Genomic DNA, 25097 nt, shown 5'->3' with positions numbered 1-25097 from the left:
TCTATTAATCATCTAATTCGACATTGTGATAAACTTGTTGAACATCTTCTAACTCGTCCAACACATCAATCATTTTCTCAAATTTTTCTAAATCATCACCAGTTAAAGTGACTTCATTCTGAGGAATCATTTGCATTTCAGCAACGGAAAATTCTGTAATACCTTTTTCTTTCAAGGCTTCTTGAATCGCATTGAAATCTTCAGGTTCACCATAGACAATGATCTGACCTTCTTCATCTACTACATCGCGTACATCGATTTCTTTGTCCATTAAGTATTCCAAAATTTCGTCAGCATCTTCTCCAGTAAAACCAAATAGTGCCGTATTGTCGAACATATAAGAAACCGCACCAGAAACACCCATGTTCCCACCGTTTTTACCAAAAGCAGCACGAACATCTGAAGCTGTCCGATTTACATTATTTGTTAATGCATCTACGATTACCATTGAACCGTTCGGGCCGAAGCCTTCGTAACGTAATTCTTGGAACGTTTCATCGCCAGAACCTTTTGCTTTTTCAATCGCTCGATCAATAATATGTTTTGGAACATTATACGTTTTCGCACGTTCGATAACAAAACGCAATTTTTGATTGGCATGCGGATCAGGCTCACCCGATTTAGCAGCTGCATAAATCTCAATTCCAAATTTAGCGTAAATTTTACTGTTGTTTGCATCTTTCGCAGTTTTCTTAGCTACGATATTCGCCCATTTACGTCCCATGTTTTCACTTCTCTTTCGTTAATTTCATACTTTCTCATTATAACGACTCCCTTGCGCTTTGCAAAGTATTTTTTATACTCGAATCGGAAATCGACCAATCGTTTGTTCCATAGGGTGAACTAATTGGTAAACTTGATCCGCACGATAAGTTAAGAAATGTTTTTCTTTTTCCTTTTGACCTATTTTCGCGGCCACTGGTAACGTAAATTTTTTCTTCATATTATTTAAATAAGTCTGTCCCTTTTCAGTAAAGCCCAAAATATGCAGCATTGTATTCTCCTGCTCCATTTGTATCTCAACTTCTTTGACTTGTAGCAAAACATAGGTTAAAAGACGTTGTAATCGAGGCTGTGTGTAACGTTTCGTACTGATTTCTCTTAAATAATTCGAAAAACTACCAAGATCTCGCTCAACTAAGCGATGCTCTAGACCTTCCCTCATCTGATAAATATCTCGCAGTTTGTCCAATGAACTTGCCCGTAATTGATAATTTAAATACGGCCAAAAATCTGACCATGAGATATGACACTGACTCACTTCAGCTTGTGTCTCCTTTGGCACAAATGCTGAGATATCTTCTCCCGTCAGAACAGCTTGTCGAATCCCTGTTGCACTTGCAAATTGATCAATAACTAACTGCTCATCATGGTAGCCTTGATCTTTACGCACTAGCGGAAAAATTTCCATTGGCTGTTCGTACATTGCATTTTCCTTTGCATAGCTTAATCCTAAAATATGGTTAGGAGGAAACGCCTTCGCTTTTGGATACAAACGTGAAACAACTTCAGCCATTTTTTCCGGATAACTCCAGCCAATGGGAAGTTCGTGAAAAAGCTGATCAATCGCTGTCTTCTCTTCAATAAAAAAACGACCGTATTCGGCGTAATCAAAAAGAGAATCACTATCTGTACCAAAACATAGGGCATCACACTTCAAAGCTTGCAGTAGCTTAATACTGCCTCTAGCGAAATAATCTGCAGATTGTACCGCCCATGAAAAGGGCAGTTCCACCACGAGATCAACCCCATTTTGCAAGGCTGTCTTTGTTCGTGCCCATTTGTCTATGATCGCCGGTTCTCCTCGTTGTAAAAAATTCCCACTCATTACAGCCACCACCACATCAGCACCACTTAATTCACGTGCCTTTTCAGCATGATATCGATGTCCATTATGGAAGGGATTGTACTCTACTACGATTCCACAGCTGCGCATATTGATCCTCCTTCTCTCTTTGTTAACGCTAAGCAGCGAAGATAAATTCACAAAAAAACCGAGATTTCTCTCGGCTATTTTTGACAGACAAAAAACCAACGTTTACTTGTCTTACTCGGTGCTTCATCTGTAAAGTCTGCAAAGACTTCAAACTTAAAACCAACCTCAGTTAACATCTTCTGATATGTTTCTAATGGATATGTCCGTTCCTTATGCAATTCATCGATTCGTTCAAACATTTCGTCTTCTCTTTTAACAAAGAATGTCAAAAAATGTTCAACACTATGAGGAAAATCGCCTGAATAGCTATCCCACAGAAAGGCAAAATCATCAGTTTGATCATGAAAACTATAGTCGGGAAAAATTTCATCTATTTGATGTGTCGAATGGACATCAAAAACAAATGTTCCTGAAACTTCTAATAAATCATATACACCCTCAAAAACTTGTTTGACTTGTGTTACGTCCCCCATATAGCAAAGGGAATCTGAAAAACAGGTAACTGCTTGGTAGTTTCCAATATCTGTTAAATCCAACATATCTCCAGCAATCCAATTAATAGAGACATTTTCTTGAATAGCACGATTACTGGCCAGTGTCAGCATTTCCTCAGATAGGTCCAATCCTGTTATCTCAAAACCATTTTTAGCAAATTCTACCGCTAATGCCCCAGTCCCACAAGCTAGTTCCAAAACTTGGTTCGTTGTTTTTGGCAGATGACGCATTGAAAAGTCCAACCATTTCTGGTATAAAGAATCGTCCATTATCTCATCATATACAAAGGCGAATGTTTCATAGGCCATTAATCTAACCAAGCCTCGATATTTTCAAGCGGTGCATCTGACCACAATTTTTCTAAATTATAAAATTCACGTTCTGAAGTACTGAAGACATGAACAATCACATCACCTAAGTCGATCAAGACCCACTTCCCGCCATCTTTTCCTTCAACCCGTTTCACTTCTACTTGTGCTTCTTCTTCTTTGTCAATAATTTCATCGACAATCGCATTGATTTGACGATCCGAATTCGCTGAACAAATCAGAAAATAATCCGCCAATAATGAGACCTGTGAGACATTTAAAGCCACAATATCAACTGCTCGTTTCGAATCAGCTGCCTTCACGGCGATTTCTAACATATTTTTACTATCTATGATAATTCTCCTCCTTATTCCAAATCACTTGCTTATTCAATATTGCTACTATTATCATTATTTTACATCATTCTGGATACCCAACGATTATATGTCTCAATCGTTTTAGGATAAACTGGCGTTTCACTTTCGATTAGATGAGCCAGTGTATGTTTCGTTTCAAATGCTACGGCTTGATCTAAATCACTAAAAGCAATGACACGCGCATCTTCTACTCCTGGAAAATGTCTTCCCGGTTCGATGTAGTCTGCTACATAAATAATCTTATCTAATAACGTCATTTCTGCTGCTCCTGTAGTGTGAAGACGAATCGCATTCAATATCTCTTCATCTGTAATCTCTAACTCACGCGCAACAAAGTCCGCGCCTACAAGCCCATGCCAGATAGCATTGCCGTACTTTAACAGCTCTGTTTTATTCTCATAATTTCCTTTAGCAATTGCCAATTTAAATTCTTCATCAGAACGTTCTTTCGCATAGTCATGCGTCAGTGCTGCAATACTTGCCTTTTTAGGTGAGCCACCAAAGCGTTCTGCCAAAGCCACTGCTGTTTCTTCAACACCTAAAACGTGCTTGAAACGACGTTCACTCATTCGCATCTGAACAGCTTGCATCAGTGCTTCACGATCTAATGCTGTATACTTTTCATCATATTTCATCAAGGTACAATCCTTCTTCTGTGATATATTCCCGCACTCGATCTGGAACAAGGTAGCGAATCGAACAACCTTGATTAACCTGTTTTCTAATATAGGAAGACGATAATTGGATTTCGGGTACATCAACCCAAATGATTGGATATGGGCTTTCCGATGAATATCCTGCGCGCTTCACCCCTACAAAGTTAACGAGGCGAACCAGTTCATCAATTCGATGCCATTTAGGCAGATAAGCAACCTCATCCCCGCCAATAATGAAATAATACTCCGTATCAGGGTTTTCAGCAGTCATTTCCAGCATCGTATCAATCGTATAGCTTTTACCTTTACGAGCAAGCTCTCTTGTATCTATTGATAAAAAAGAATTATCTTCAATCGCCAATTTGGCCATCGCCAATCGATGCTTACTATCGATCGTTTTCTTTTCGTCGATATGCGGCGGTAAATAACTTGGCAGTAGATGTACTTCGTCAAATCCCATTTTCTGTCCGACCTGTTCCGCAATCATTAAGTGCGCATTATGAATCGGATTAAAGTTACCACCCAATAGACCGACCTGCTTTTTAGGCATCATAGTATCCGTCATTGGTTTGACTTTTGGAATCGTTAAGACATCTTGATACAACAGTTACTCCCCCTCATTATTCTAAAAAGTTGTTTAAATCCCTTGCACTTCTTTCGAGATTTTTTGATACTTTTCTTTGCTTGAAGCTTTGTATAAAACCAATACACGTCCAATGATTTGAACAATCTCACAATTAATTTTTTCTTCTAATACGTGAGCCACATCTTCAGCAATCTCATCAGTATTTTGCAATAAATTGATTTTGATCAATTCCCTTTTCTCTAACGCTTCATTGATCTGAACAATTACTGCGTCATTGATCCCATTTTTTCCAATTTGAAAAATCGGTTGTAAATGATGGGCCTGACTGCGTAAGAAACGTTTTTGTTTTCCTCTTAATTCCATTCATACTCCCCTTATTTAGATGATAGATTTTAAATTAATGCTTTGCGGGTCAAGACATCTACACTCTTAGGTGCCCAGCCAGCTACAACGGCGGGCTTCGTCACCGTTACCCAGCCAAGTCCCGCAAAAACAATATCCGACTTTTCTTTGATAGAAAATTCGAAACGAACTAGTTCTGGGAAACTCTCGACTTCATCTGGACGCGGTGGTTGTAGTAATCCTCCAATATGTTTTTCATAGAAGGCATCCGCTTTTTCCAATTTTGTTCGATGCGGATCAATATCATTTGACACATAAGCAACAAATGGAGCGCGATCCCCTTGAATGAAATCAAAACGAGCTAAACCGCCTAAGAATAATGTTTGACCGGCGTTTAACTGATAGACTTTAGGCTTTATTTCTTTGTGCGGAGCAATAATCTTCAAGTCTTTCTTTCCAAGATAATGCGCCATCTGATGCCGATGGATGATTCCCGGCGTATCAAATAAATAGTGGCCATCGTCTAAAGGAATCTCGATCTTATCTAAAGTAGTACCTGGAAACTGAGAGGTTGTAATTAAATCCTGAACACCAGCAGTTTGCTTAATGATTTGATTAATCAATGTTGATTTCCCAACATTTGTCACACCCACTACATAAACATCTCGACCATTTCGATACTCTTCAATTTTTTCTAATAAATCAGCCATTTCATTTGATTTACGCGCACTTGTTAATAAGATGTCAATAGGTCGCAAGCCTTCTTCATGAGCACGTTCTCGCATCCATTGTGTTAAACGCCCTCTCTTCAATGATTTCGGTAATAAATCGACTTTATTTCCGACTAACAGCACTGGATTATCACCGACAAAACGGTGCAGCCCAGGAATCAATGAGCCATTAAAATCAAAAATGTCCACCACATTTACAATCAAGGCGTCTGCTTTTCCTAACTCATTCAATAAACGTAAAAAGTCATCATCAGTCAATGACACATCTTGAATCTCATTATAATGACGCAAACGAAAGCAGCGCTGACAGTAAACTTCGCCACTGGCTAGGCCTTTTTCCAAAGCTGAAAGCGGTGTGTAGCCTAATTCATTTGAATGCTCTGTTTGAATCTTTGCACCACAGCCGATACAAAATAATTCTTCTTCCATTTATAGTTCACTCTTCCATTTCATATCAGGATCTTTGCGCAACAAAATATGCATCACACGACGTTCAAAAAAACGATTGATTCGCGTATTCCAACCATCTGTGTTTAAAATGGGACGAACCAGAATGCTGCGTATACCAGCTGCATTAGCTCCGCGAATATCAGTCATCACTTGATCACCAATCATAACAATCTCATCTTTTGAAACACCCAATTGCTGCTGAGCATTCTTTATTCCCACCGCAAATGGTTTCATTGCCCGAGCAACAAAGTCTAGTTGAAAGCTTTCTAACGCTTTAGCCACGCGGCTAGCCTTATTATTTGAAACAACAACCACAGGAATTCCTGCGTCATCCATCATTTTCAGCCAATCAATCAGCTCTTTTGTACCGTTAGGATTGTTCCAAGCAATCAAGGTATTATCTAAATCCGTCAAAACCGCTCTGAATCCATGCATCTTTAATTGCTCAGGGGTTATTTGATAAATGGCTTCGACCATCCACGTTGGTTTGTATTTATCTAACATGGCAACTCCTATAACTTTATTTATACTTCTACAAAACCTGATTATAACGCAATTTTTTTGAAAACTCTACATTTCGCTACAAAGGTTTAAAAAAAGACTAGGCTTTCTTTGCCTAGTCTCACTATTCTTATAATACTTTTGACAAAAAATCAATCGTTCGAGGGCTTTTCGTGTGGTCAAAAACGTCCTCTGGAGTTCCTTCTTCTACAATCACACCGCCATCCATAAAGATGACACGATCGCCAACTTCCTTAGCAAATCCCATTTCGTGAGTCACGATCATCATGGTCATTCCTTCTTTAGCCAGCTGCTGCATAACTTCTAATACGTCGCCGACCATTTCAGGATCAAGTGCTGAGGTTGGTTCATCAAAGAGCATAACATCTGGTTGCATTGCTAATGCGCGTGCGATAGCAATACGCTGCTGTTGTCCACCAGATAACGATTGCGGGTACGCCCCAGCTTTTTCCGACAAGCCCACTTTTTCAAGCAATTCCTTCGCGATCGTTTCCGCTTCAGCTTTTGCCAATCCTTTAACCTTAATCGGTGATAAAGTGATATTGTCTAAAACCGTCATATTGGGAAATAAATTGAACTGTTGAAAAACCATCCCCATTTTTTCACGTGTTTTAAAAATGTCATTCTTTTTATCGGTAATATCTGTTCCTTCGAATCTAATAGTGCCTGAAGTCGGAACCTCCAATAAATTGACACATCGTAAAAACGTGCTTTTTCCAGAACCAGAGGGCCCGATAATCACGACCACTTCGCCTGGGAGAATCTCCGCAGATATATCCTTCAGGACTTCATTGTCACCAAATTTTTTATTTAGATGTTCAATTTGAATCAATGCTTCTGTCATTATATTCACCTCTGCTCCTTATCGCTGATAGCCTTTTCCAAGTTTTTTCTCCCACAGATTTACTAAACGGGAAGTGATGAAGGTCATCACGAAATAAACGGCCGCAGCGACAATTAATGGTTCTAAAGGAATATAAGAGTTTGAGACAACGATTTGGGCAGAGCCCATTAATTCATTGATCCCAATCGTTGCAAGCAAAGATGAATCCTTAATCAAAGTAATAAATTCATTTCCTAATGGCGGTAGGATGTTTCTCAACGCTTGTGGTAAGATCACATAACGCATTGTTTGCGCTGGACGCAATCCTAATGAATGCGCAGCTTCCGTCTGACCATAATTCACCGCTGTAATACCGCCACGAATGATTTCTGCAACATAGGCTCCAGAATTCAAAGATAGGACAATCATCCCTGGAAATAAGCGACTCAGGCTAACTGTTAACACCCCGACATCTAAATCTTTGGAAGGAAAAAAACCTTGTAAAATTAAAAATCCGATTGTAATTTGTAATAACATCGGAGTGCCGCGAAGCACTTCGATGTAGATATTTGCTAACCAGTTTAAGGGCTTGTGTTTAGATAACTTTAATAGTGCCATTGCAAGACCGATTAAAGTCCCAAGACAAACTGTTACTAGCGAGATAATAACGGTAATTCCCGCTCCTGAAACGAAATAAGATAAGTATTTATCCAAAAAAGAAAAGTTCAAAACCTGTTTCCCCTATTCTTCTGCTGATTTTTCGGCTAATTCATGATTTTGTTGAACATATTCATCAATCTTGCCTTCATCATTCAACTTTTTGATAATCTTATTAATTTCTGCTTGTAGTTTATCACTGCCATCTTTTGGTAAAGCAATTGCGAAGGCTTCATCTTCATTTGCCTTTAAATCAATATTAGCGATCATTAATTCAGGATTTTGTTGGACATAAGATTCTGCGATTGTTTTTTCTACAACCATTGCATCTAACGAACCGCTGTTCACTTCAATCACCATGTTTGGTACTTTTTCGATTGAAACAAGTTTGGCATCTTTAATTTGTGTTTTTACAACATCCTCTTGAATCGAACCTTTTTGCGCACCGACATTTTTATCTTTTAACGTTTCTAAACTTGTAAATTTATTTTCATTCTTTTTATTGATAATCACTACTTGTGGCGGATTGTAGTAGTTATCCGTAAAGTTAAATTGTTCCTGACGTTCTTTTGTAGCAGAAATCGCTGAGATAGCGATATCCGATTTTCCTTCCTTCAATGAAGCTAAAACGGTGTTAAAGCTCATGTCTGAAACTTCCGCCTTGACTCCTAATTGCTTGGCAATCTCATTGACTAAATCGATATCTGCACCGACAATTTTATCTTTACCGTCCACCATGGTATGGAACTCAAACGGCGCATAGTCCGCTGAAGTTGCAACCTTTAATACGCCTGCTTTTTTGATTGCTGCCAATTGATCCTCTGTTTTAGCACTTGATGAGTCCGATGATTTATCGCCGCCTCCACCACATGCTGCTAGGGTAAATAATGCTACTAATGTCATAACTAAGCCGGTAATCTTTTTCATCCTAATTCCTCCTATTTTTGAATGCTTTTTTCAATGAATTTATTATAGCATGTAATTTTCATAAAACAAGCATTTTTATGTATAAATATTAAAATATTTTTGGAAATAAGTTCTATTGTTGCATATATCCCACCCCTAAATGTATAAATATTTTTATCATGATTGATAGAAAACTTCTGACTACTCTCAATTTTCATTATATAAAAACAAAGACGACGGCCTTTGCCGTCGTCGCAGACTGTAGACAAAGTCCATTTTATGGATGATGTCTACAGTCTTTTCTTTTATAATAGATTTATGAAAACGAATGCAAGGAGTGATAGTTATGATGTCTAAAAACAATACGAATGGTAGAAATCAATTTGCGATGCTTACGATTGATGATCTAGTTCCTCAAGATCATCTCGTTCGAAAGATTGATGCCGCGCTTGATTTTGAATTTATTTATCCAATCGTCGAAGCCACTTACTCCGATTTAGGTCGCCCAAGTATCGATCCAGTGATTCTGATCAAATTGGTGTTTATTCAGTATTTATTCGGTATCCGTTCCATGCGACAAACCATTAAGGAAGTCGATACCAATGTCGCTTACCGCTGGTTTTTAGGCTATTCCTTCGAGGAGAAAATCCCCCATTTCTCAACTTTTGGAAAGAATTATGTCCGCCGATTTAGAGAAACGACGGTGTTTGAGGATATTTTTGCCTATATTTTAGAACAAGCAGTTAAAGCAGGTTTTGTAACAGAGGATAATTTGTATCTTGATTCTACCCACATCAAAGCTAACGCCAATAAACATAAGTTTACGAAAGAAATGACCCATGATGAAGCGAAAGCCTATCAGGATGAATTAGAAGATGAGATCAATCGTCAACGAATAGAGGCCGGAAAACGCCCTTTTACTTTGGACTTAGAAAAGGAAGTGAAGCTGAAAGAAAGAAAAATAAGTAAGGCTGATCCGGAAAGCGGCTACTACGTCAAAGGCGAACGAGAAAAACAATTTGCTTATTCTGCCCATACTTCATGCGACGACAACGGATTTATTCTTAGCACAATCATCACTCCTGGAAATATTCATGACAGTCAAGTCGCCTTTCAGCTCGTCAAACAATCGAAGAGACTTTTTCCTGAAATCAACTGTGTTGTCGCTGATGCTGGGTATAAGACACCTAAGTTTGTTCACTTTTTGACTCATTTGAACCTTCGACCTTGTTTGCCTTATTCAAGGCCCAAAGGGAAAAAGGGGTTATTATCAAAAAACGAGTTTCTCTATGACGAGTATTATGATTGTTACATTTGTCCGCAAGATCAAATGCTCGCTTTTTCAACGGTTAATCGAGAAGGGTACCGAGAATACAAATCCAATCCAAAAGAATGTGTGAACTGTCCTCTGCTAAACCAATGTACCAAAAGTAAAAATCATCAACGAGTCATCACGAGACATGTTTGGGGAGATCTGATGGATGAAGTGGAACATCTTCGCCTAACGGATCTGAATAAATCAATTTACAAAAAACGGAAACAAACGATTGAACGAATATTTGCGGATGCAAAAGAAAAGCATGGGATGCGTTGGACCAAGTATCGAGGCTTGGAAAAAGTCGCGACGCATACGATGCTAGTGTTTGCTGCAATGAATTTAAAGAAATTAGCCACCTGGCTATGGAAAGGCAAGGAGCCTTTATTTTTTTGTTCAAAATTTCGAAAGAAATCAGATAAAAAGACGTCTCAAACTCAAATTACGAGTTCGAGACGTCTTTTGTCTACAGTCTGAGACGACGGCCTTTGCCGTCGTCGGATGTTTGGTTAAAATTTACGAAATCGTTGATATCTATTTTCGATCAATTCTTTAGTAGAAATTTTTGATAACTCAGTAATTTTTTCAATCAATAATTTTTTCATCATGCGAATAATCTTATCTTCACTGAGTTTTTTTCCCTTCAACGTTTCAGGAATGACTCGATCAATAACATCTAGCTCTAAAAGCTCAGCTGCGGTAATTTTCATCAGCTCTGCCGCCTCATCCGCGCGCTTTCCATCTTTCCAAAGAATCGATGCAAAGCCTTCGGGTGAAAGAATCGCATAAATGCTGTATTCCATCATCCAGACTTCATCAGCTAAAGCCAAGGCTAAAGCACCCCCACTACCGCCTTCTCCAGTTACAATCGAAATAATTGGTACTTTTAAATCAGACATTTCCATAAGGTTACGAGCAATGGCTTCCCCCTCGCCACGCTCTTCGGCTTCAACACCGCAGAAAGCTCCAGGCGTATTCACGAAGCAAATCACAGGTCGCTTGAATTTTTCTGCCTGCTTCATTAAACGTAACGCTTTGCGATAACCTTCAGGATTGGGCTGACCGAAATTACGCGCCATATTTTCTTTTAGATCGTTTCCTTTTTGAATCCCGATCACAGTGACTGGCTTTCCTGCAAGATTCGCAATTCCGCCAACAATCGCAGGATCATCACCGAATAAACGATCACCATGGAATTCTTGAAAATCGGTAAAAATTTTTTCGAAATAATCCAGACTAGTCAGACGTTCTTGATGTCTCGCTAATTTTACAATTTCTCCAGCAGTCAGACCCATTATTCGCACCAGCCTTTCTGTTGATGGAATGATAATAATTGCGTTAAACGATCGCGCAGCTCTAAACGCGGAACGATCTGATCAATAAACCCATGCTGCAAAAGAAATTCCGCTTTTTGGAAATCATCCGGCAGTTGTTGACGAATCGTCTGTTCGATCACTCGTCGACCAGCAAATCCAACTAAAGTTTGTGGTTCAGCTAAGATAATATCGCCTTCCATCGCGAAACTAGCGGTCACGCCACCAGTTGTCGGATCAGTTAAGACAGTAATATAAAGTAAGCCGGCATTACTATGGCGCTTAACCGCCGCCGAAATTTTAGCCATTTGCATTAAAGAAAAAATTCCTTCTTGCATTCGAGCACCACCAGAAGCCGTAAAAAGCACGACTGGTAATTCTTCAACGATCGCTTTTTCAAAGAGTCGCGTGATTTTTTCACCAACCACAGTTCCCATACTGCCCATAATAAAGTTAGCATCCATTACACCGATTGCAACATTTTGATCATTAATCGTTGCCTTGCCTGTTATAATAGCTTCATCCAACCCAGTTGCTTCTTTTGTTTTATCGATTTTAGCCAAATACCCAGGAAAATCAATCGGATTTTTTTGAACTAAATCATTGTCCCAATCGATAAAACTTTTTTCATCAATCGTCAATGCCAATCGTTCCCAAGCGCTGATTCGAAAGCTGTATCCACAGTGAGGACAAACTTTTTCGGCACCCATCTCTTTTTTATAGAGTGTTCGTTTACAATTTGGACATTTCGCCCACATATCGTCAGGGACAGTTGGCTTCGTTGTCGGTACACTGTCGCGATTAGGATTGATCCGAATGTAGTTTTTTTTCTTATTAAAAAGGCCCACCTAAATTCCTCCTACTCGCTTTGTTGCCATTCAGGTAAAAATGTTTTTTGTAAGAAGCTTGTATCATAATCTCCAAATAAAACACTTGGGTGGCTGATCAGATCCATTTGGAATTCAACGTTCGTAATCACACCATCTGAAACAAATTCACCTAAGGCTCTTTGCATCTTCATTAGAGCATCAAAACGATCTTCTCCGTGAACAATAATCTTCGCAATCATTGAATCATAATATGGTGGGATTGTCACTCCGCTGTACATCGCACTGTCTACGCGTAAGCCTAAACCACCGCTTGGTAATAGCAACGTTTTGATTTTCCCTGGAGAAGGCGCAAAATTGAACGCTGGATTTTCAGCATTGATCCGACACTCGATAGAATGGCCCTGAAATTTTACGTCTGATTGTTTTAAACCTAAAGGCTCGCCAGCAGCAATCTTGATTTGCTTTTTGACAATATCGATTCCCGTGATCATTTCTGTGATGGGATGCTCCACTTGGATACGCGTATTCATCTCCATAAAGTAGAAATTGCCCTCTTCATCACGTAAAAACTCAATTGTTCCAGCGCTTTCGTAATTTACAGCCTTTCCTGCCTTAACAGCAATATCTCCAAGCATCTTACGATTCTCTTCGCCAATCACTACAGAAGGCGCTTCTTCTAAAACCTTTTGATTGTTCCGTTGTAATGAACAATCTCGTTCGCCTAGATGAATGACCTCACCCTGCTGATCCCCAAGAATCTGCACCTCAATATGGCGCGCTGGGTAAATAATTTTTTCCATGTACATCGCATCATCGCCAAAAGCTGCTTTAGCTTCTGATTTCGCAGATAGAAAATGTTTTTCAAGTTCACTTTTCTTAGGAACTTTACGAATGCCTTTCCCGCCTCCGCCAGCAGCAGCTTTCAGCATGACTGGATAACCGATTTTATCTGCTAGTTTTTCAGCTTCCTCTAAAGTATCGATCGCTCCATCACTGCCGGGAATGACTGGAACACCGGCTTCTTGCATCAATTGTCGCGCGTGGATTTTATTTCCCATCGCGTCGATGGTTTTTTCACTTGGTCCGATAAATTTGATATTGCATTCGGCACACATCGTTGCAAACAAACTATTTTCTGACAAGAAACCAAAACCTGGATGGATTGCTTCTGCATTGGTCACAATTGCTGCGCTTAAAATTTCCTGCATGTTTAAATAGGATTCGCTTGAACGAGCCGGACCGATGCAAATCGCTTCGTCCGCCATCTCAGTGTGTAATGCTTCTTTATCCGCCTCAGAATAAACCGCGACTGTCTGAATTCCTAATTCACGACAGGCACGGATGATTCGTACGGCAATTTCGCCACGGTTGGCGATCAAAATTTTTGAAAACATAGACATCTATCCAATCATAAAAGTCAATTCTGCTTCGGCTACTTTTTTGCCATCGACATACGCGATGCCTTTTCCGCAACCAGCTGAAGAACGAACCTTTGTTAATTCTACTTCTAATACTAAAGTATCTCCCGGCACGACTTTCTTACGGAATTTCGCTTTATCGATTCCGCCAAAATAAGCTGTTTTGCCTTTGAACTCCTCCATTGATAATAAAGCGACAGCACCTGCTTGGGCCATTGCTTCAACGATTAATACACCAGGCATTACTGGTTCATGAGGGAAATGTCCTTGGAAGAATGGTTCATTAACAGAAACATTTTTCTTTGCTTTGATACTTTTACCTGCTTCTAATTCTTCTACGCGATCGATCAACAACATTGGATAGCGATGCGGGATAATTTCTTTAATTTCTTCAATTGTTAGCATTTTAAATCCTCCTCGTTCATATTAACGGATTGTTTTTTTATCAGTCTGATTTTCTCTACGTAGCCTAATTCACTAAAGTTAGAAACCCGAAGAATTTGGAAAATAAAATCAATTCAAAAAACAACCTTTTAATTGTCGTTGGCATCCGAGTCCACTAACCATTAAAAACACCCAAGTGTAACTCATAACGAACAGCCTATTTAACCAATTCGGAATAGTGGTTGGCCGTATTCAACAACGTCTTCATTTTCTACTAAGATCTCAGTAACAGTGCCATCAAAATCACTTGTGATTTCATTTAGCAATTTCATTGCTTCAATGATGCAAACAGTTTCTCCCTGTTTCACTGAATCACCAACTGATTTATAGGCCTCTTGATCTGGAGATGGCTGTAAGTAGACAATCCCTACGATTGGTGAAGTGATAACTTGACCTTCTCCTTTTGCCACAGTTGGTGCTGCTTCCGGTTCAACCGTTGTCGAACTAGTCGAAGTTGCTACAGCGACTGGCGCTTCCACGGATTGTTCCGTTTGACTAGGTGCCGCAGTTTGACGACTTGTTTGATTTTTATTCATATATAATTCAAAACTGCCCTCTCGTAAATCAAATTCAGTGAGATTCGAATCGTTGAATTGATTCAGCAGTTCCTTGACTTCATTGATTTCCATTGTTATGCCTCCCAGCGTTTCAAACAGATCACAGCGTTGTGACCGCCAAAACCTAGAGAATTACTTACAGCGTAGTTGACTGTTGTTTCTTTTGCTTCATTAATTACAACATTTGCTACAACCTCTGGATCGATCTCTTTAATATTTGCAGTTGGTGGAATAAATTGATGTTGTAAAGCCATTAGGGATGCTACCGCTTCGACTCCGCCAGCACCGCCCAATAAGTGGCCAGTCAACGATTTTGTACTGCTGACATAAGCATTGTCAGTCAATGCTTTTGCAATCGCTCGACTCTCAGGAACATCATTAGGTGGCGTACTTGTACCGTGAGCATTCACATAATTCACTTCTTCTGGCTGAATCCCAGCCTCTTTAATTGCTTCAGTAATCGCTCTTGCAGCACCATCACCATCAGGTGTAGGCGATGTCATATGGTATGCATCACAGGTTGCACCATAACCAACAACTTCACCTAGAATTTTTGCACCGCGTTTTTGCGCATGGTCTAAAGATTCCAAGACCAAGACACCGGCACCTTCTCCCATCACAAATCCGTTACGATCTTTATCAAACGGAATGGATGCACGAGCAGGATCTTCCGAAGTGCTCAAAGCTGTTAAGGCCGCAAAACCAGCTATTCCAATTTTGTTAATACATGATTCAGCACCACCAGCGACAATTACATCAGAATAGCCATGCTTTATATTTCTAAACGCTTCACCGATTGAATGTGTACCACTAGCACAAGCTGTTACAGTACTAGTACAAATTCCTTTTGCACCAATTCGTAATGCCACATTTCCTGCAGCCATATTAGCAATAGCCAAAGGAACAAACATTGGTGATACTCGAGCGGGGCCCTTTGCATCCATTTTTAGTACCTGATCTTGGATTGTTCCCAAACCGCCAACACCAGAGCCAATCATCACGCCAAAACGTTCCATGTTTTCCTCTTCTGTGTTAATACCGCTCATTTCTAACGCTTCAAGAGCAGAATAGATGGCATATAATGAATAAGTTTCCATCCGTTTCGTATCTTTTTTAACAAAATATTTTTCCAAAGGGAAATCCTTGACTTCTGCTGCTACCGAGATACCAGTTTCGCTGGCATCAAAACGCGTGATCGGTCCAAAACCATGATTTCCTTCTTTTAAATTCTTTAAAAATGTCTCTTCATCGTTACCAATTGGTGATGCGACACCAAAGCCTGTAATTACAACACGATTCATTTACTTCCGTCCTTTCTTTACATGACCATTCCGCCATCCACATTTAGCACTTGGCCAGTGATGTAGCTGTTTTGAGCTAAGAATAACGCAGCATTCGCTACATCCTCTACACTGCCGAAACATTTCAACGGGATTTGACCTTCCATTTGTTCTTTTACTTTATCGTTTAATTCATCTGTCATATCTGTTTTGATAAAACCTGGAGCGATCGCGTTGCAGGTGATGCCTCGCGGAGCAACTTCTCTAGCTACCGCTTTAGTAAATCCAATCACACCAGCTTTACTCGCTGCATAATTGCTTTGTCCAACATTTCCGATCAGACCAACCACACTAGAAAGGTTGATGATCACACCAGCGCGTTTTTTCATCATTTTTTTCAAAACTTGCTGGGTCATGTTGAAGGTTCCCTTCAAATTGATATCCATAACCGCATCGAAATCTTCCGGTTTCATGCGTAAAAGCAACTGATCCTTCGTGATACCAGCATTGTTGATCAAAATATCGATCGAGTCCAACGACTCTTCACATTCCTTAATCATTCTGCCCGCTTCATCGAATGAGCTGATGTCTCCGCAAATACTAATGCATTTTACGCCGAACGCTTCGATTTCAGCAATCTTGTCTGCTGGAATTTCCTTTCGACCGTTCAAAACGACATTTGCACCTGCTTGAGCAAAAGTCTTTGCGATGCCCCAGCCGATTCCACGACTACTGCCGGTAATAAACACTGTTTTATTCGTTAGTTCCATTCGATCCTCCTAATTCATTTTAAGGAATTTATTCTCACTACTCATACTATTCACCTAAAAAACTGACCGTCTCAGCTAATGTCTTTACATCTTCTACACGACTGGTTGCTAACGTGCGATCAATTTTCTTGATAAAGCCCGTCAAGACTTTTCCAGGACCAATCTCAATCAATTGAGACACACCAAGTTCTTTCAGAGTTACAATACTATCACTGAAACGAACTGGCGACATGACTTGTTTTGTCAAAAGCTCCACGACTTGATCCTGTGGCATAATTTCCGCTGTCGTATTTGAAATCACAGGCACTTGCATTTCATTAAAAGTGATTGTCTGCAATACTTCGTTTAGACGCTTGCTGGCTGGTTCCAATAGCGCTGTATGGAATGGTCCACTGACATTCAATGAAATCATCCGTTTTGTTCCAGCAGCTTGCAATAATTCTTCCGCTTTTTCAACTGCGGCCACTTCACCGCCAATCACGATTTGTTGCGGAGTATTATAGTTTGCTGGCGAAACAATACCTAAAGCCGAAGCTTGCTTACAGCAGTCTTCAATGATCTCTGCTGGCGTATTCATCACAGCCACCATTTTCCCACTGCCAGTCGGTGCTGCTTCACTCATAAATTGCCCTCGTTTGTGAACCAACTGAACGGCGTCACTGAATGCTAATGCACCAGAAGCAACTAATGCTGTATACTCTCCTAAACTCAATCCTGCAACTGCATCAGCCTGATAGCCTTTAGTCCTTAACACACGTAAAAAAGCGGTGCTGACTGTTAATATTGCTGGTTGCGTATATTTCGTTTCGTTAAGCTGGTTATTTCCTTCGAAGCATAAATTCTCCATCGAAAAACCTAGCAGATCGCTGGCTTCTTCAAACGTTTCCTTCACAATTGTTTCTTGCTGGTACAACTCTTTACCCATCCCGACATATTGAGCGCCCTGCCCGCTGAACAAGAATGCTGTTTTCATGATCGTCTCCTAATAGCAGGAAAGGCCAGGCCTTACGCCTAGCCTTTTCCCGAAATTTTATTAATTAAGCGTTTTGTTGTTTTTCAACATATTCAACTAAATCTTTAACTGTTGTGATGCCATCTTCTGTTTCGATTTTCACATCAAATTCGTCTTCGATTTCGTTGATGATTTGGAATAAATCTAAGCTATCTGCTTCAAGATCTTCTTGGATATTTGTTTCTAATTTAACTTCCTCTTTTTCTACCCCTAGTTCTTCTACGATAATGTCTTGGATTTTTTCGAATGTCATAAGTTGTTTCCTCCGATAATTTTAAGTTTTAGTTTTTATATTTTTAACAAACTTACAGCTGGATAAGTAGGTTTCCCCACGCTAATCCACCGCCATAGCCTGTCAATACCACTTTTTGATTGCTATTTAATGATAAAATATTTGCTTCAATGAGTTCATCCAATAAAATGGGGATGCTCGCCGCTGAAGTGTTCCCATAATTCATCAGATTCATGGGGAATTTTTCAATTGGCTCATTCATTTTACGAGCAATTTTTTCAATGATTCGTTTATTGGCTTGATGCAGCAGATAATAATCAACTGTTTCTTCACCAATAAATTCCTTCAAACTTTTAGTGACATCATTCAAGGCGAAATTCCAGATGCCGCGACCGTCCATTGCTAAGGTCGCACTCGTTTCTGGTCCTTCATGGAAAATATTACTGTTTTTGCGGAAACCAGATGTCAACGAATTGGCGCGCTCACCATCTGCTCGCAACATTTGCTTTATAATAGAAGCTTTTTCATTTGCTTCTAGCAAAACACCCGCTGCACCATCGCCGAAAAGAACTGCAGAAGAACGATCCTGCCAATCCAACAACTTCGAAGTTTTCTCACCGCCAATCACAATGCCTCGCTGCATTCCCGCACGCATAAAATTTTCAGCTGTGGCCAGTGCATAGACAAACCCCGCACAAGCGGCTGCAATATCGAAGGCCATTGCTTGTTTAGCTCCAAGTTCTCCTTGTACCTGACAAGCGACAGAAGGAGAAGTGTAATCTGGTGACATCGTTGCAACGATAATGAAGTCTAAATCTACTGGATCAATCCCAGATTTATCAATCAATTTTTTTGCAACCAGCGCGCACATATCTGAAGTATTTTCAGTTTCTGCAATGTGACGCTGTTTAATTCCAGTACGTGATTGAATCCATTCATCAGAAGTATCCATCCATTCAGCCAAGTCATCATTACTCACGATTTTCTCAGGTAAATAACGGGCTGTTGCGGTTATTTTTCCGAAACTCATACTCATTTGATCTCCTCTAAGTAACTATATAGATTCACTAGCGCCTTTAAGAAAACCTCTTGTTCATCCTCATCTAAATCCTTGATGGCACTTTTGACCATTTCATGATGAAAATGTTGATGAATACGAAAAACGAGTCTTCCTTTTTTCGTTAGACCTAATTTGACAACGCGGCGATCATCCTCACTGCGAATTCGTTCTACATAGCCCTTTTTCACTAAGCGATTGATCGATGTCGTTAAAGTCCCAACAGTTACTAATAGCTCTCTAGCAACCTCCGTGGTCGTTTTCTTCTTGTACATCCCGATCGCATCAATGGTATGCATCTCCGTGATCGTCAAATCGCTGAATTGTGATTTTTTTAGTTCGTTTTCTTCAATCGACAAAACGTCGTTGAAAATTGAAACTAAATAGGTATTTAATTCTTCCCAGTTTCTTTCCATGTCCTCACCTAATTAGTTTGATTATCAAATCATTTGATGTTCAAACTATATCTTATTTTTTTTCTGAATGCAACAAGATTTTTTCAATTAACCAAAAATTAATGATTAACACTCAATATAGATAAATCTAGTCATTAAAAAATACTTTGGGTGTCAAAGTAATTAAAAAAAGAACCGTATATTAGCGATTCTTAAATATAGCGATTATTTAATGTAATCATGGTTGCGAGTAAAACAGTCAACATACATAAAGACAAAATCATATTAATTTTTTTATTCGACAAACTCAAGATTTTTTCTTTACTGGAAAATAGCGGAACAATGAGTAAACTTCCTGGGATAAAATATCTTCCTTGGACTCCTTCAATAGAGCTTTTGCGATTAACCTTATTCCATATCTGATACAAAGCAAAAAAAGTAAGAAATATATATGCGACAATTCCCAGTATCATCAATACACGTTGGAGGATCAATAAAGAATGATCTCCCTCTTGTTGGACTAGGCAGCCGATGGTCAGACTGATAAAATAAATAATCACCCAATGCCATCCCAGTGGCGTATCTAACCATCCAAAATTTCCGACAAAAGAATAGATGATGCCATCCCCTTTTATTCCAAATAGATAATTCTCGAAAAAATTTACGAAAAATATCTGGGGATTATTGAGAAACGCTTTTACCTGAGCTTCAGGATTTGCAAAATCACGATAAAGAAGCTGTTGATCAATCATTAATTTATTCCAGGAAACATAAAGTAAAATACTAATAAGAAAAATTCCTATACCCCAAATACCCTTTCTTTTTAGATCCAAAGTTTTGTTAGGGATTAAAAAGAACAATATTCCTAATACGATTAACGTTGGTTTCATCAAGACAAGGCTCACCATCATCAGAGCGCTGACTAACATTTGTCGATCTGTTATTTTTGCCTCGCTAATTAATTTCAACATCCAAGAAGTAAAGAAAAAACTTCCAGCAATTATCATACCGTCGCCTGAAACAGAAGAGGTCAGAAATAAGGCCATTGGATTCAGCGCAAGTATTGCTGCTCCCCACTTAGAAAAAGGGAAAATTTTAAGGGCGAAAAAAACAATAAAAATATAAAAAATTAAATTGAACACTCTCGCTGAATAGTATTGCCAGACATAGTTTTTTTGAAATAATTTTCCAATCTGAATGCCTATTAATTGAGGTATATAATTAATAAACGAATAGTTGGTAATACCACCAGTACCAATAAACATTTTTTCTGCAATATTTTTTTCTTTTATCTGGTAGGGAGGTTTAGACTCTTTTCCTTGTGTCTGATTGGCATACTCATTCATTTTGTAAATTTCAGAAGAGACCTTAAATCCATATTCTCCCCAGGTTGAATTTCCTTTTTTACTAGAAGTTGAAGACTTTTCTCGTGGACGAATTTTAAAATCCGAAAAATCTTCTGCTTTTACATAGTGCCCAATCTCATCTGGCGCTTGCAGTGGAGGAATTGTCTTTATCATCAACACACCAAAAAAACTTGAAAAAACTAAAAAGAATTTTAGAACGTAGGGGAGTTCAATGAGCCTTTTGATTTTTTCCTTCATGCTATTTTTTATTTGTTCTACCATAATTCCTCCTTAAAAAAAGAAACACGTAATTTTTATAAAATAATTATATCAGTAATTGAGAATACTGAATATGTATAGTCACAATCTATATTACACTTGTTTTAATTCAAAAAAGAAGCGGGAGTTCCGCTTCTTAAACATTCCGATGCATAGGTATTGAATTATTATTTGGATGAACCAGTAAATATTGAATGACATCGATATTGCTGGCCTGAAATGATGCTGCACAAGCTTGTAAATATAAATCCCACATTCGATAGAAAGCTTCGTCTTTTTGCTCCATAACTTTGTCAGCAACTTGATGGAAATTTCTTGTCCAATGTTCTAAGGTTAATTGATAATCACGTCGCAAGCTTTCAAGATCAATTAATTGTAAATCGTTTTCTGTGATATGTCCGACTAATTCCGTCACACCAGGAATATACCCGCCTGGAAAAATATATTGATTAATCCACGCATTTTTCGCACCACCTTGCTGACGACTGATACCATGGATCAAAGCCGTACCATTTGGCGCTAAATGTCGTTTAATCACTTTGAAATATTCTTGCAAATTTTCGGCACCAACGTGTTCAAACATACCGACACTTGTAATATGATCGAAAGTTCCAACTAAATCACGGTAATCCATAAGTTCTACTGAAACAGTATCTTCTAGTTGTTCTTTGGTGATTATTTCTTGGATATGCTGATATTGCTCCTCGCTTAACGTAATACCTTTAGCCTTGACCTTATATTCTTTCGCGGCTGTCAAAATCAACGTACCCCAACCACAACCGATGTCTAACAATGTTTCACCTGGTTGAGTAAATAGTTTATCTAAGATGTGATGAACTTTATTTATTTGTGCTTGTTCCAAAGTATCGTTTGGCGACTCAAAAAATGCACAAGAATAGGTCAAAGTATGATCTAGCCACATCTCATAAAAATCATTTCCTAAATCATAGTGACTATGAATATCATGAGCGGATTGCTTTTTTGTGTGCTTTTCCTTTGGCATCCATTTCTTAAAATTCGTATTATGAAAAAAACCATCCGCTTGATTATAAACATCATAAATCAATGCCTGCAGGTCGCCCTCGATCTCGATTTTCTTTTCCATATAAGCTTCGCCTAATGCTAATGAAGCATTATTTATGAGTTCTTTAACAGGGATCTTTTCGTTGAAAATAATTTTGAAGATTACTTCACTTTCAGAATCACCATACTCTTTCACAGAACCATCCCAGAAAGTAACTTGCGTTCTCTTTGAAAAAGATGGCTTAAATAGTTGATTGTATACTTCTTTGTCTAACATATCATTACCTCCTCATAATATCTTCTGACTAAATCTTAATAAGTTCAAAAGATTTGACCTGAGTTGGCTTAAAAAATAGGAATTACTCATAAAATTATAATCAAAAATTATCTGAAAACCCTTTAGTCCAAAGAAAAAGGTGACCATCTAAAAATAGGAAGTAATGAAGCTACTAGTCTGAGTAGCACTCTTACTAACTATTAGTTAAACAAGTAAAAATGTGTACAAAAAAAACGGGTTTCCCCGTTTTATTGAATCAAATCATAAATTTCCATCGCAACAATATCGATGTTATCAAATTGATAAGATTGTTTGCTGTCGCTTTCAGTCAGCTCAAATGTTTCTGTCGTATTATCATAAGTTACAGTACATTTTTCTACGCCCTCTTTTTCAAAACGACGTACTTGTACTTCATTATCAGTCGATTCAGTCATTGCTTCTAAGCGTTTAATAATGGCAACTAATTGTGAATGTTTCATCTAGGTGCCCCCCTTCTTCTCAATTCTGTCTTATTGTATCAAATCCGACCGTATCTTGCATTGATTTTCATCAATAAATTTATGTTTTTTTTACTAAATCTAACTTAAGATTTCGACCACCATAATTTAATTAATGCTTGTGTCCCGTCATTGTCGAATCCTTGGTCAGCTAACCGTTCATATAATTCAGTCGCTAATTTTGTTGCAGGAAGGTTTAAGTGCATCTTCTCTGCTTCATCTAAAGCAATTTTTAAGTCTTTGATAAAATGTTTGACGAAAAAGCCAGGGGAGTAATCAGCTTTTAGAATCCGTGGTGCATAATTGCTCATGGACCAATTTTGTGCTGCGCCGCCACCTAATGTCTCCAAAACTTTCTCTACATCTAAGTTCGCCGCCTTAGCGTAGACCAGCATTTCTGTCATCCCCGTCATCGTTCCAGCAATCATGATCTGATTTGCCATTTTTGTGTGCTGACCAGCACCAGCTTTTCCTTGAAGAGAATAGCTTTTGCCCATAATATCGAAAAGAGGTACAACACTATCGTATACTGCTTGATCTCCGCCTATCATTATCGATAATGTTCCATTCTGAGCCCCTAAATCTCCCCCGGATACCGGAGCGTCTAAAGCTGCTGCGCCCTCTTTTTTAGCTGTTTGATAAATCTTTTCAGCCAGTGTTGGAGTTGAAGTTGTTAAATCAACCAAAATCTTATCTTTAACCTCTACTGAGAAGATTCCGTTTGCGCCATAATAAATTTCTTCTACATCGCTAGGATAACCTACCATTGAAAAAATAATTTCGCTAGCATTCGTAACTTCTGCTGGTGTCTCTTGCCAAATCGCACCTTGGGCAACTAATTCATCTGATTTGCTTTTTGTACGATTGTACACCATCACTTCATGACCCTTTGCTAAAAAATGTTTAACGATTGATTTTCCCATTACACCAGTACCGATAAATCCTATTCTCATGCTATTAACCCTCCATAATAAAAAATAATCCACCTCCAGTATACATGAAGAGGTGGATTTCAGCTTTATTTATCTTCGTTGTTTCTAAGGGAATTAATTCGAACCCGCATTTTTTGAACTGTTCGACTAGGCAATCTTACTTCCGTATAGTTTTCAGCATAATAAGCAATCATCTCTTGATAGAACTTGATCATCTCATCACCGAAGCGCTCAGCCGAAATTTCCATTAGTTTTTTTTGTTGGACCCTAGGATCTATAGCGATCTGTTGTTGAACATAACTAACAAAACTTTCACTAAAATCCGCATCCTGTTCAAATGTGATTCCCAAAGACTCATCGTTTAACAATTGATTTAAGTAATCATTTCCTTCAACAATGCATTGTGTCCCCGACGCAATTGCTTCGGCGTAAGTCAAGCCTTGTGTCTCTGAAGTAGAGGCGCTAACAAAATAATCTGCAGCATGATAATAATATGCGACATCCTCATGAGGAACTTCTCCAGTAAATTGTATATAGTCTTCGACACCTAATTGACGACTTAACTCTTCTAAATCTTCACGATAAGGCCCCTTGCCAACAATTACTAGTCGAGCGTTAGGATAACTCATTAAAACCTCCGGAAATTGTTGAACAATGACATGGATATTCTTTTCATAAGAAATCCGGCTCAATGATAAAATCATCAAATCATCTGTGTGTAATCCTAACTTATCCCGTAGCTGATCTGTATCTTTCTTCGTTATATCAGGTCGTGAAAATCTAGATACATCAATGCCTGTAGGAATAATTCGCATTGGAACATCAACTTCATAACGCTTTAGTGTGTCCACCACACGTTTACTAGGGCACACGACGCCAGTTGAATGATTAACAAACATTTTTATGAAATGTTTAACGTGAGATGGTCTTACGACTTTCCCATTCGCAATATAGTGAAGATAGTCTTCATACATCGTATGATAGGTATGAATGACTGGGATACGCAAACGATTTGCTACCATTTTCCCTAAAAATCCGGTCCCAAACTCTGTATGTGTATGAATGATCTCTAATTCTAATTCCTTGGCAATTTGATAAGCAAACCAAAGACCACGGACTACAATCCGCCGATCTGTAAAGGATATAAAAGGAACGCTAGGCATACGTACAATATCCTTTTCAAATTCATCTGCATCGGGATCTGTCGTCGTAAAAATATAAACCTCATGGCCTTGCTTTTCCAGTTCATTTTTTAGTGTTCTAATTGATGTTGCTACCCCGCTGACCTGGGGAAAATAAGTGTCTGTAAAAAAACCGATCCGCACGTCCAC

General features: G+C 38.8%; 29 protein-coding genes. 1 reads left to right on the top strand and 28 read right to left on the bottom strand.

What is annotated here, in order from left to right; genetic code table 11:
* Nucleotides 1-4: 4 nt before the first annotated feature.
* From AUF14_RS02940 to AUF14_RS02885, 12 genes are all read right to left on the bottom strand, one after another.
* Nucleotides 5-724 (bottom strand): YebC/PmpR family DNA-binding transcriptional regulator, encoded by a 720-nt coding sequence (locus tag AUF14_RS02940; protein ID WP_016180661.1) that lies wholly within the window; start codon nucleotides 722-724, stop codon nucleotides 5-7.
* A 72-nt stretch (nucleotides 725-796) separates the two neighbouring features.
* On the bottom strand, nucleotides 797-1936 hold the full coding sequence (locus AUF14_RS02935) for a nucleotidyltransferase (RefSeq protein ID WP_016180660.1): 1140 nt from the start codon (nucleotides 1934-1936) through the stop codon (nucleotides 797-799).
* Nucleotides 1937-2010: 74 nt separating this feature from the next.
* Nucleotides 2011-2739 (bottom strand): class I SAM-dependent DNA methyltransferase, encoded by a 729-nt coding sequence (locus AUF14_RS02930; protein ID WP_016180659.1) that lies wholly within the window; start codon nucleotides 2737-2739, stop codon nucleotides 2011-2013.
* A complete protein-coding gene (rsfS, locus tag AUF14_RS02925; protein ID WP_277956735.1) occupies nucleotides 2739-3095 on the bottom strand; it encodes a ribosome silencing factor in 357 nt (118 codons plus the stop codon). Before rsfS ends, AUF14_RS02930 begins: the two co-directional genes overlap by 1 nt.
* Nucleotides 3096-3154: 59 nt before the next feature.
* Nucleotides 3155-3751: a bis(5'-nucleosyl)-tetraphosphatase (symmetrical) YqeK gene (yqeK, locus tag AUF14_RS02920; RefSeq protein ID WP_016180657.1), complete on the bottom strand. Its 597-nt coding sequence runs from the start codon at nucleotides 3749-3751 to the stop codon at nucleotides 3155-3157.
* Nucleotides 3741-4376: a nicotinate-nucleotide adenylyltransferase gene (locus AUF14_RS02915; RefSeq protein ID WP_016180656.1), complete on the bottom strand. Its 636-nt coding sequence runs from the start codon at nucleotides 4374-4376 to the stop codon at nucleotides 3741-3743. Before AUF14_RS02915 ends, yqeK begins: the two co-directional genes overlap by 11 nt.
* 33 nt (nucleotides 4377-4409) lie before the next feature.
* Nucleotides 4410-4721 (bottom strand): ribosome assembly RNA-binding protein YhbY, encoded by a 312-nt coding sequence (gene yhbY, locus AUF14_RS02910; RefSeq protein WP_016180655.1) that lies wholly within the window; start codon nucleotides 4719-4721, stop codon nucleotides 4410-4412.
* Nucleotides 4722-4750: 29 nt separating this feature from the next.
* Nucleotides 4751-5860 carry a ribosome biogenesis GTPase YqeH gene (gene yqeH / locus AUF14_RS02905; RefSeq protein ID WP_016180654.1) on the bottom strand — a complete coding sequence of 370 codons (1110 nt, stop codon included), beginning with the start codon at nucleotides 5858-5860 and terminating at the stop codon, nucleotides 4751-4753.
* Nucleotides 5861-6385 (bottom strand): YqeG family HAD IIIA-type phosphatase, encoded by a 525-nt coding sequence (locus tag AUF14_RS02900; RefSeq protein WP_016180653.1) that lies wholly within the window; start codon nucleotides 6383-6385, stop codon nucleotides 5861-5863.
* A gap of 127 nt (nucleotides 6386-6512) precedes the next feature.
* The gene (locus tag AUF14_RS02895; protein ID WP_016180652.1) at nucleotides 6513-7247 is read right to left on the bottom strand and encodes an amino acid ABC transporter ATP-binding protein; all 735 of its coding nucleotides are present in this window, start codon (nucleotides 7245-7247) and stop codon (nucleotides 6513-6515) included.
* Nucleotides 7248-7265: 18 nt separating this feature from the next.
* Nucleotides 7266-7955 (bottom strand): amino acid ABC transporter permease, encoded by a 690-nt coding sequence (locus AUF14_RS02890; protein ID WP_016180651.1) that lies wholly within the window; start codon nucleotides 7953-7955, stop codon nucleotides 7266-7268.
* Nucleotides 7956-7967: 12 nt separating this feature from the next.
* The gene (locus AUF14_RS02885; RefSeq protein WP_016180650.1) at nucleotides 7968-8810 is read right to left on the bottom strand and encodes a transporter substrate-binding domain-containing protein; all 843 of its coding nucleotides are present in this window, start codon (nucleotides 8808-8810) and stop codon (nucleotides 7968-7970) included.
* 325 nt (nucleotides 8811-9135) lie between these two features.
* Between AUF14_RS02885 and AUF14_RS02880 the strand changes: the two genes are divergently transcribed.
* Nucleotides 9136-10581 carry an IS1182 family transposase gene (locus AUF14_RS02880; RefSeq protein WP_016181586.1) on the top strand — a complete coding sequence of 482 codons (1446 nt, stop codon included), beginning with the start codon at nucleotides 9136-9138 and terminating at the stop codon, nucleotides 10579-10581.
* Between the two features lie 32 nt (nucleotides 10582-10613).
* Here AUF14_RS02880 and AUF14_RS02875 read toward each other — a convergent pair whose 3' ends face one another.
* From AUF14_RS02875 to AUF14_RS02800, 16 genes are all read right to left on the bottom strand, one after another.
* Entirely contained in the window at nucleotides 10614-11399 is a 786-nt protein-coding gene (locus AUF14_RS02875) for an acetyl-CoA carboxylase carboxyl transferase subunit alpha (RefSeq protein ID WP_016180649.1), read from the bottom strand.
* Nucleotides 11399-12265, bottom strand: coding sequence for an acetyl-CoA carboxylase, carboxyltransferase subunit beta (gene accD, locus AUF14_RS02870; RefSeq protein WP_016180648.1), 867 nt, complete (start codon nucleotides 12263-12265; stop codon nucleotides 11399-11401). The genes AUF14_RS02875 and accD overlap by 1 nt, the downstream gene beginning before the upstream one ends.
* An 11-nt stretch (nucleotides 12266-12276) precedes the next feature.
* A complete protein-coding gene (locus AUF14_RS02865) occupies nucleotides 12277-13641 on the bottom strand; it encodes an acetyl-CoA carboxylase biotin carboxylase subunit (protein ID WP_016180647.1) in 1365 nt (454 codons plus the stop codon).
* Nucleotides 13642-13647: 6 nt separating this feature from the next.
* Entirely contained in the window at nucleotides 13648-14070 is a 423-nt protein-coding gene (fabZ, locus tag AUF14_RS02860) for a 3-hydroxyacyl-ACP dehydratase FabZ (protein ID WP_016180646.1), read from the bottom strand.
* A gap of 200 nt (nucleotides 14071-14270) precedes the next feature.
* Nucleotides 14271-14738 carry an acetyl-CoA carboxylase biotin carboxyl carrier protein gene (accB, locus tag AUF14_RS02855; protein WP_016180645.1) on the bottom strand — a complete coding sequence of 156 codons (468 nt, stop codon included), beginning with the start codon at nucleotides 14736-14738 and terminating at the stop codon, nucleotides 14271-14273.
* A 2-nt stretch (nucleotides 14739-14740) separates the two neighbouring features.
* Entirely contained in the window at nucleotides 14741-15967 is a 1227-nt protein-coding gene (gene fabF / locus AUF14_RS02850; protein ID WP_016180644.1) for a beta-ketoacyl-ACP synthase II, read from the bottom strand.
* 17 nt (nucleotides 15968-15984) lie between these two features.
* Nucleotides 15985-16716, bottom strand: a complete 732-nt coding sequence (gene fabG, locus AUF14_RS02845; RefSeq protein ID WP_016180643.1) for a 3-oxoacyl-[acyl-carrier-protein] reductase — start codon at nucleotides 16714-16716, stop codon at nucleotides 15985-15987.
* A 46-nt stretch (nucleotides 16717-16762) separates the two neighbouring features.
* Nucleotides 16763-17689: an ACP S-malonyltransferase gene (gene fabD, locus AUF14_RS02840; RefSeq protein WP_016180642.1), complete on the bottom strand. Its 927-nt coding sequence runs from the start codon at nucleotides 17687-17689 to the stop codon at nucleotides 16763-16765.
* Nucleotides 17690-17753: 64 nt separating this feature from the next.
* Nucleotides 17754-17981, bottom strand: a complete 228-nt coding sequence (locus AUF14_RS02835; RefSeq protein ID WP_010746005.1) for an acyl carrier protein — start codon at nucleotides 17979-17981, stop codon at nucleotides 17754-17756.
* A 52-nt stretch (nucleotides 17982-18033) separates the two neighbouring features.
* On the bottom strand, nucleotides 18034-18996 hold the full coding sequence (locus AUF14_RS02830) for a beta-ketoacyl-ACP synthase III (protein WP_016180641.1): 963 nt from the start codon (nucleotides 18994-18996) through the stop codon (nucleotides 18034-18036).
* Entirely contained in the window at nucleotides 18993-19433 is a 441-nt protein-coding gene (gene fabT / locus AUF14_RS02825; protein ID WP_016180640.1) for a fatty acid biosynthesis transcriptional regulator FabT, read from the bottom strand. Before fabT ends, AUF14_RS02830 begins: the two co-directional genes overlap by 4 nt.
* A 191-nt stretch (nucleotides 19434-19624) precedes the next feature.
* Nucleotides 19625-21040, bottom strand: coding sequence for a DUF2142 domain-containing protein (locus AUF14_RS02820; protein ID WP_102865873.1), 1416 nt, complete (start codon nucleotides 21038-21040; stop codon nucleotides 19625-19627).
* Between the two features lie 133 nt (nucleotides 21041-21173).
* Nucleotides 21174-22337: an SAM-dependent methyltransferase gene (locus AUF14_RS02815; RefSeq protein WP_016180638.1), complete on the bottom strand. Its 1164-nt coding sequence runs from the start codon at nucleotides 22335-22337 to the stop codon at nucleotides 21174-21176.
* A 248-nt stretch (nucleotides 22338-22585) separates the two neighbouring features.
* Nucleotides 22586-22816 (bottom strand): YkuJ family protein, encoded by a 231-nt coding sequence (locus AUF14_RS02810; RefSeq protein WP_016180637.1) that lies wholly within the window; start codon nucleotides 22814-22816, stop codon nucleotides 22586-22588.
* A gap of 104 nt (nucleotides 22817-22920) precedes the next feature.
* The gene (locus AUF14_RS02805) at nucleotides 22921-23820 is read right to left on the bottom strand and encodes an NAD(P)-dependent oxidoreductase (protein WP_225844248.1); all 900 of its coding nucleotides are present in this window, start codon (nucleotides 23818-23820) and stop codon (nucleotides 22921-22923) included.
* A 32-nt stretch (nucleotides 23821-23852) separates the two neighbouring features.
* Nucleotides 23853-25091 (bottom strand): glycosyltransferase family 4 protein, encoded by a 1239-nt coding sequence (locus AUF14_RS02800; RefSeq protein ID WP_016180635.1) that lies wholly within the window; start codon nucleotides 25089-25091, stop codon nucleotides 23853-23855.
* Nucleotides 25092-25097: the final 6 nt, after the last annotated feature.

It is taken from the genome of Enterococcus avium (assembly GCF_002891025.1).
In the GTDB taxonomy this organism is placed as follows: Bacteria; Bacillota; Bacilli; order Lactobacillales; family Enterococcaceae; genus Enterococcus_A; species Enterococcus_A avium.
Note: the sequence above shows the minus strand (reverse complement) of the source record. Positions and strands in the feature narration are given on the sequence as shown.